This is a genomic window from Duganella sp. GW822-FHT06D06 (assembly GCF_058799615.1).
The window spans coordinates 32,322-39,536 of the sequence record NZ_JBXALQ010000030.1 but is presented as its reverse complement, the minus strand read 5'-3'; the positions used below and the strand labels follow the sequence as shown (position 1 = coordinate 39,536).

The window sequence follows — 7,215 nt, the reverse complement described above, 5'->3', positions numbered from 1 at the left end:
GACACGGCCTCTGCCGTAACGGCCGTTACGGCAGAGGCCGTGTCCGAATGTCAGACTTGACCCCCGTGGTTTCGGGTTTTTTTTGTCCCTACTCTGTCGCTGCGGCGTCGCCGTCGGCGGCGTCGTCGTCCATCGCTTCCAGCTCGCCCTCCTGGGCCAGGCCGGGGTTCTGCTTCAGCTCGGCCTTGCGCCGGGCTTTTTCATCCGCTTTTTTCTTCTTTTCCAGCTCACGCTGGCGCTTTTCATACGCGAAATTTGTCTTTGCCATTTGCCACCTCTTCTTTATACGGTTCGATTACCTGCCCACATTATGACGCAGTTACGGCCGGCGCAAGTTTTTCAGCCGCGAGGATGATGTTGCGCATGCAAATGCTTCAGCCGTTCGCGCGCGACGTGGGTGTAGATTTGTGTCGTCGAAATGTCCGAATGGCCCAGTAGCAACTGTACCACCCGCAGGTCGGCGCCGTGGTTCAGCAGGTGGGTGGCGAAGGCGTGGCGCAAGGTATGCGGCGACAGCGGCGCGCTGATGCCGGCCTTCAGGGCATGTTTTTTAATCAATACCCAAAACATTTGCCGCGTCATCGGCCCGCCGCGCGCGGTGACGAACAGGGCGTCGTCGACCTGGCCGTTGAGGATGACGCCGCGCGCATCCTTGACGTAGCGCTCGATCCACAGCCGCGCCTGCTGCCCGAACGGCACCAGCCGCGTCTTGGCGCCCTTGCCGGTGATGCGCAGCACGCCGTCGTTCAGGCTCAGCTCCAGCAGCTTGAGCGTGACCAGCTCGGACACGCGCAGGCCGCTGGCGTACATCAGCTCCAGCATGGTGCGCTCGCGCAGGCCCAGCGGCGTGGCGACGTCGGGCGCCGCCAGCAGGGCCTCCACTTGAATTTCGCTCAAGGTGTGGACGAAGCGGGCCGGCTGTTTGGCAGATACCAATTTCAAGGTCGGGTCGTCGGCGATGCGGCGCTGGCGCAACAGCATCTGGTAGAAACGCCGCAGCACCGACAGCCGCCGGTTGGACGAGGTGGCCTTGCCGCTGTCCTGGTGGCGGACGGCGATATAGCCTTCGATGTCGTGCGCCGCCACCGCCGCCAGCCCCGCCACCTGCGGCCGCTTCTGCTCCAGCCAGGTGGCGAACAGGCGCATGTCGCGCCGGTAGGCTTCCAGGGTGTTCTTCGACAGGCCGTCCTCCAGCCACAGGCTGTCGCAGAACTCGTCGATCAGAGCAGGGTTGTCTGTTGCCATGCGTATTCGCTCGCTCCTTCATGGGCCAGCAACCAGCGCTTGATGCCCAGCAGGTAGCCGTTGGGGTCGTCGCTGTTGGCGAAGCCGCCCAGGCCGCTGGCCGAGGTGACGCGGTGGCAAGGGATCACCACCGGGAACCAGTTGGCGCCGCAAGCCTGGCCCACCGCGCGCGGCGCCGAGCCGATGTGTCTGGCCAGTTCGCCGTAGGTGCGCACGCCGCCGCGCGGAATCGAGCGGATCGCATCCCAGACCTTGTGCTGGAACTCGGTGCCGGCGCGCTTGAGCGGCAGCTCGAAGACGAAATCGGCGTCCCGGCAATATTGCTCCAGCTGCGCGGCGGCCAGTTCCGCGAGCGCGTCCTGTGGCGCTTTTGCCTCAAAATGGGGCGGCAGGTAACACAGTTCGGTTATCAGACCACTTGCCGTGCGCACGCCCAGTTTCCCCAGCGGCAAATCCAGCACGGCGGAAAACAATTCATGCTGCTGTTGTATTTTCATCACACTCCATGCACCAAAAAACACCGGCCGATGTTGTCGAAATGCACCATTTTGTTGCATTCAAACTACATTAAAAAAACCACACGGTTGCATTGTAAATCCGCGCCGAAGCCGACAGGCGAAAAAAAACGCACCTTGCGGTGCGTTTCCAAATCCTGCATCACGTTCCCGGTCGTTTGCCTGTCCCCGTAGCGCGCTTGTGGCGGCCTTCAGCGACTATAACAACGACATTCTGTAAAACGTGGTCTCCTCGATCTATTGCCGGTATTCAGTACCGTTTCTCTACACACTCCCCACCTACAATTCTGGGCTCTTGCTACCGGGTCGCATATTGATATGCAGTTATCCCTGAGAGCGACGCAATCATAACTTATCTTTTTGCGTTTTTCCCAGTTTTTTTGTCACCCGGCCGCGGCACTAGTTTAAGAGTAAATTAAATTTGGAAGCCACAGAGAAATTTGTGGTACATATGTGATCAAAATCAAGAAACCCAGCATCGTCAGCAGCCACGGCCACACGGCGATCGTCAGCTCGGTGATGCCCATCTTGGTGATGCCCGAGGCCACGTACAGATTCAGGCCGACCGGCGGATGGCACATGCCCACTTCCATGTTGACCACGATCAGGATGCCGAAGTGCACCGGATCGATGCCCAGCTTCATCGCCACCGGGAACAGGATGGGCGCCATGATCAGCACGATCGACGACGGCTCCATCACATTGCCCGCCAACAACAGCAGGATGTTCACCACCAGCAGGAAGCTGACCACGCCCAGGCCCTGGCCGGTGATCCATTCCGCCATCGCCTGCGGGATGTTTTCGCTGGTCATCAGGAACGAGAACAGCACCGCGTTGGTGATGATGTAGAGCAACATCGCCGACATCGCGGCCGAGTCCAGCAGCACCTTGCCGACCTGCTTGAGCTTCAAGTCCTTGTAGACGAACACGGCGATGACGAAGGCGTACACCGCCGCCATCGCGGCCGCCTCGGTCGGCGTGAACGAGCCGGTGTAGATGCCGCCCATGACGATGACGATCAGCAGCAGGCCCCAGGCGCTCTTGCGGAAGGTGGCCCAGCGCTCGCCCCAGCTGGCCTTGGCCATGCGCGGGTAGTTGTGCTTGCGCGCCAGCCACCAGGTGGTCAGGCCCAGGAAGAAGGCCAGCATCACGCCCGGCACCACGCCCGCCATGAACAGCTTGCCCACCGAGGTGTTGGTGGTGACCGAGAACATCACCATCACGATCGACGGCGGGATCAGGATGCCCAGCGCGCCGGAGGTGGTGATGACGCCGGCGCCGAAGCTCTTCGGATAGCCCTGGCGCACCATGGCCGGCAGGATGATGGAGCCGATCGCCACCACCGTCGCCGGCGACGAGCCGGACACCGCGGCGAACAGCGCGCAGGCCAGCACGCCGGCCAGCGCCAGCCCGCCGTGCCAGTGGCCCACCATCGAGCTGGCGAAGTTGATCATGCGCCGCGCCACCCCGCCATGGGTGAGGAAGTTGCCCGCCAGGATAAAGAACGGGATGGCCATGATCTCGAATTTCTCGATGCCGGTAAACAGCTTGAGCGCCACCGATTCGATCGGCACCTGGGTCATGGTGAACAGGAAGGTCAGTACTGTCAGGCCGAGCGAGATGGAGATCGGCATGCCGGTCAACATCAGCAACAGCAGCAGCACGAAAATAATCAGTGCGTTCATGCGCGGGCTCCTTTTTCTTCAGCCGTCAATTCGTCTTCCAGCCCCTCGACGTGCGAGTGGTCGTGCTTGGGCAGCTGGCCGGTCTTGACGAAGGCCACCAGCACCTGCATGAAGCGGAAGCACATCAGGTAGGAACCCAGCGGCACCGCCAGGTAGACGATCCACATCGGCATCTCCAGGTCGGCCGAGGTCTGCTCGGTGTGGCCGATCTCCCACACGAAGCTGGCGCCCAGCGTGCCGACGATGCCGGTGAACACGGCCCCGGCCAGCAGGCCGAACACCACGAACTTGTTGCGCCACGGCGTGTTCATGCGGTTGATGATGACGTCGACGCCGACGTGGATGCCGGTGCGCACGCCGTAGGCGGCGCCGAACTTGGCCATCCACACGAACATATAGATGCAGGCCTCCTGGGCCCAGCTGGTATTGAGTTGTATCAGGTAGTCCTGCAGGCCGGGTATCGGCAGGCCGGACAGGTAGCGGTGGACGACCGCGACGAAGATCAGAATGGTGGCTGCGGCCATCAGGGACGCAATCAACCATTCTTCGAGCTTATCGAGGAATTTCATGGTGGACCTTCAGTGGAGGAGACAAAAAACGGGACGGCCTTGCGCCGTCCCGGCGGCAGACTTATTTAGCTGCTTCTTTATTGATGGCGGAGATCAGGTCTTTGCCGATGCGGCCTTCCATATCCTTCTGCACCGGCAGCAGGGCCTTGCGCCATTCGGCCTGCTCTTTCACGCTCGGCGTATAGATCTCGGTCTTGCCGGTCTTTTTGATCGCTTCCAGCGCCAGGTCGTTGTCGCGCTGGGCGATGGCTTTTTCAAACGTGGTGGCATCCTTCATCGCCTTGTCCAGCGCGCCGCGGATGTCGGCCGGCAGGCCGTCCCAGAACTTCTTGTTGACGATCACCGCGTAGCCCAGGTAGCCGTGGTTGGACAGGGTCACGTGCTTCTGCACCTCGTGCATCTTCTGGGTGTACATATTCGACGGCGGATTCTCGGTGCCGTCGACCACGCCCGTCTGCAGCGCCTGATACACCTCGGAGAAGGCCAGCACCTGCGGGTTGGCGCCCAGCGCGCGCATCTGCGCGTCCAGCACCTTGGACGACTGGATGCGCATCTTCAGGCCCTTGAAATCGGCCACGCCATGCAGCGGCTTGTTGGCCGACATGACCTTGAAGCCGTTGTCCCAGAACGCCAGGCCGATGATGCCCTTCGGTTCCAGCTTCTTCATCAGGCTCTTGCCGATTTCGCCTTCGGTGACGTTGTACAGCGCGGTCTTCGACGGGAACACGTACGGCAGGTCGAACGCCTCGAATTCCTTCACGCCCAGCGGGCCGAACTTGGCCAGCGACGGCGCCAGCATCTGCACCGCGCCCAGCTGCAGCGCTTCCAGCTCTTCCTTGTCTTTGTACAGCTGGCTGTTAGGATAGAGTTCGACCTTGACGCGGCCGTTGGTGGCCTTCTCGGCCAGCTGCTTGAAGCGCTCGGCGGCCTGGCCTTTCGGGGTGTCGGTGGCGACCACGTGGCTGAATTTGATGACGATAGGCGCTTGCGCGTAGGCGTTGAAGCTCAGAGCGACGCTCAGGGCCAGTAGTGCGGATTTCAGTTTCATGGGGTCTCCAGTAGGGATTTAAAATACACTATTGTTGTAGTTTGACCGATTCTTACCAAAAGTGACAAGGGGCGCAATTGTGGAAAACCACAATGGTGCCGCCACTCCAAGGCTTTACCCTGAGGCTCCATGCTAGCCACCCACGCCAGAATCCCGCGCCGCGCCCATTTCAGCTCTTCGCTGCGCTGGCTGCTGCCCATCATGCTGGTGCTGTTCTTCCTGGCGATCCTGATCTGGCTGCCGTGGCAGGCGCGCCAAATGGAGAGCAACGAGCGCCAGGAACAATTGATCGCCGACACGCTGTGGGTCGAGCAAACCATCCGCTTCCAGCTGGGCCGCGACGAGGAAAGCCTGCGCGGCCTGGGCGCCGAGATCAGCGCCGGCCGCCTGCCGCCGGGGCAGACCCACGACCGCCTGGCGCGCCTGCTGAAGAACGGCCACGAGCTGCTGCGCGTGATCTGGCTGCGCCCGGACGGCACCCTGGCCGCCAGCAGCGATCCGCAGGCGGCGCCGGTGCAGCTGTCGGCCGCCTCGCTGGCCACGATGGAGCTGTCGCGCAAGACCCGCCACGCGCTGTACACCCAGCCGGAGGCGCAGACGCCCAACCAGTCGGCCGCCCCCGCCGCCGTGCTGATGGACTACCACGTGCCGCTGTTCCGCGGCGACGACTACCTCGGCGACCTGGTGGCCACCTACCAAACCAGCGCGCTGCTGGAGGAAATGGTGCCGTGGTGGTTCGCCCAGGACAACCAGGTGTCGCTGATCGACCGCGACGACAAGGTGCTGGCGCGCCGCGCCGCCGCCGGTCCCGGCCACGGCGTCTACACCCACAAGCGCGCGCTGGACCTGCCCGGCGCCAGCATCACGCTGGTGACGGACAGCGTCAAGAGCGAGCCGCGACTGCTGCCCAACCTGCTGGTCGGCTCGGTGATCGTGCTGTCGCTGGGACTATTATGGAGCCTGGTGGCCTTGTGGGGCCACATCTCGCGCCGGCTGGCGGCCGAGGGCGCGCTGCGCCAGCAGATGTCGTTCCGCACCGCGATGGAGAACTCGCTGGTCACCGGCCTGCGCGCGCGCGACCTGGAAGGCCGCGTCACCTACGTCAATCCGGCCTTCTGCCAGATCGTCGGCTACCCGGCCGAGGAAATCGTCGGCCTGCTGCCGCCCATGCCCTACTGGGCGCCGGAAGCGATGGCCGAATACCAGACCCGCTTCGCCTCGGTCCTGGCGGGCAAGGCCACCCCGCAGTTCGAGACCATCTTCCAGCGCCCCGACGGCGAGCGCGTGCCGGTGCTGATCTTCGAGGCGCCGCTGGTCGACAAGGACGGCCGGCAGACCGGCTGGATGGGCTCCATCCTCGACATCTCGGACCGCAAGCGCATCGAGGAACTGAACCGCCAGCAGCACGAGAAGCTGCAGGCCAGCGCGCGCCTGGCGACCATGGGCGAAATCTCGTCGATGCTGGCGCATGAGCTGAACCAGCCGCTGGCCGCCATCTCCAGCTACACCACCGGCGCGCTCAATGTGCTGGCGCGCGCCGACAGCAGCGGCGCGGCGGTCGATTGCGGCATGCTCAAGCCGGCGCTGGAACAGGCCAGCGCGCAGGCGCAGCGGGCCGGCCAGATCATCCGCAGCGTGCACGAATTCGTCAAGAAGAGCGAGCCGCAGCGGCAGCAAGTGGCCATCGCCTCGCTGCTCGACGGCATCCGCGCGCTGATCGAGCTGCAGGCGCGCCAGGCCTACGTCTCCTTCCACGCCAGCATCCCGGCCGACCTGCCGCCGGTGCGCGCCGACCGCGTGATGATCGAACAGGTGCTGCTCAACCTGACCCGCAACGCGATCGAAGCGATGGCCCACATCCCGCCGCAGCGGCGCTTGCTCAACGTGGTGGCGGCGTACGATGCGGCCAGCGCGCAGGTCAGCGTGGCGGTGATCGACCAGGGGCACGGCATACCGGAGGACGTGGCGCAGCGTTTGTTCTCGCCGTTCTTCTCGACCAAGGCGGAAGGCATGGGCATGGGGCTCAACATCTGCCGCACCGCGATCGAATTCCACGGCGGCGCGCTGACCCACAGCGCCAACCCGCAAGGCGGTACCATATTTACCTTCGTGCTGCCGGCGGTGCTGGCGGCCACAGAACAGGAGACTTGAAG

Annotated in this window: 7 protein-coding genes; 1 reads left to right on the top strand and 6 read right to left on the bottom strand. The window is 63.4% G+C overall.

The window, feature by feature from the left end; genetic code table 11:
• Positions 1–88: 88 nt before the first annotated feature.
• The 6 genes from AC1RMD_RS30290 to AC1RMD_RS30265 form a co-directional block, all read right to left on the bottom strand.
• Entirely contained in the window at positions 89–268 is a 180-nt protein-coding gene (locus AC1RMD_RS30290) for a hypothetical protein (RefSeq protein ID WP_492932414.1), read from the bottom strand.
• A gap of 71 nt (positions 269–339) precedes the next feature.
• On the bottom strand, positions 340–1,245 hold the full coding sequence (gene xerD, locus AC1RMD_RS30285) for a site-specific tyrosine recombinase XerD (RefSeq protein ID WP_492932412.1): 906 nt from the start codon (positions 1,243–1,245) through the stop codon (positions 340–342).
• Positions 1,221–1,742: a methylated-DNA--[protein]-cysteine S-methyltransferase gene (locus tag AC1RMD_RS30280; RefSeq protein ID WP_492932410.1), complete on the bottom strand. Its 522-nt coding sequence runs from the start codon at positions 1,740–1,742 to the stop codon at positions 1,221–1,223. Before AC1RMD_RS30280 ends, xerD begins: the two co-directional genes overlap by 25 nt.
• Before the next feature lie 422 nt (positions 1,743–2,164).
• On the bottom strand, positions 2,165–3,445 hold the full coding sequence (locus AC1RMD_RS30275) for a TRAP transporter large permease (protein ID WP_492932408.1): 1,281 nt from the start codon (positions 3,443–3,445) through the stop codon (positions 2,165–2,167).
• Positions 3,442–4,014 (bottom strand): TRAP transporter small permease, encoded by a 573-nt coding sequence (locus tag AC1RMD_RS30270; RefSeq protein ID WP_492932406.1) that lies wholly within the window; start codon positions 4,012–4,014, stop codon positions 3,442–3,444. The genes AC1RMD_RS30275 and AC1RMD_RS30270 overlap by 4 nt, the downstream gene beginning before the upstream one ends.
• A gap of 61 nt (positions 4,015–4,075) precedes the next feature.
• Entirely contained in the window at positions 4,076–5,062 is a 987-nt protein-coding gene (locus AC1RMD_RS30265) for a TRAP transporter substrate-binding protein (protein ID WP_492932404.1), read from the bottom strand.
• Positions 5,063–5,191: 129 nt separating this feature from the next.
• On the opposite strand from AC1RMD_RS30265, the gene AC1RMD_RS30260 reads away from it, so the two are divergent.
• Positions 5,192–7,213: a two-component system sensor histidine kinase NtrB gene (locus AC1RMD_RS30260; RefSeq protein WP_492932402.1), complete on the top strand. Its 2,022-nt coding sequence runs from the start codon at positions 5,192–5,194 to the stop codon at positions 7,211–7,213.
• Positions 7,214–7,215: the final 2 nt, after the last annotated feature.

Coding starts and splice junctions, on each gene's coding strand:
- AC1RMD_RS30275 (WP_492932408.1), bottom strand. CDS start 3,445: ATGAACGCACTGATTATTTTCGTGCTGCTGCTGTTGCTGATGTTGACC.
- xerD (WP_492932412.1), bottom strand. CDS start 1,245: ATGGCAACAGACAACCCTGCTCTGATCGACGAGTTCTGCGACAGCCTG.
- AC1RMD_RS30270 (WP_492932406.1), bottom strand. CDS start 4,014: ATGAAATTCCTCGATAAGCTCGAAGAATGGTTGATTGCGTCCCTGATG.
- AC1RMD_RS30290 (WP_492932414.1), bottom strand. CDS start 268: ATGGCAAAGACAAATTTCGCGTATGAAAAGCGCCAGCGTGAGCTGGAA.
- AC1RMD_RS30280 (WP_492932410.1), bottom strand. CDS start 1,742: ATGAAAATACAACAGCAGCATGAATTGTTTTCCGCCGTGCTGGATTTG.
- AC1RMD_RS30260 (WP_492932402.1), top strand. CDS start 5,192: ATGCTAGCCACCCACGCCAGAATCCCGCGCCGCGCCCATTTCAGCTCT.
- AC1RMD_RS30265 (WP_492932404.1), bottom strand. CDS start 5,062: ATGAAACTGAAATCCGCACTACTGGCCCTGAGCGTCGCTCTGAGCTTC.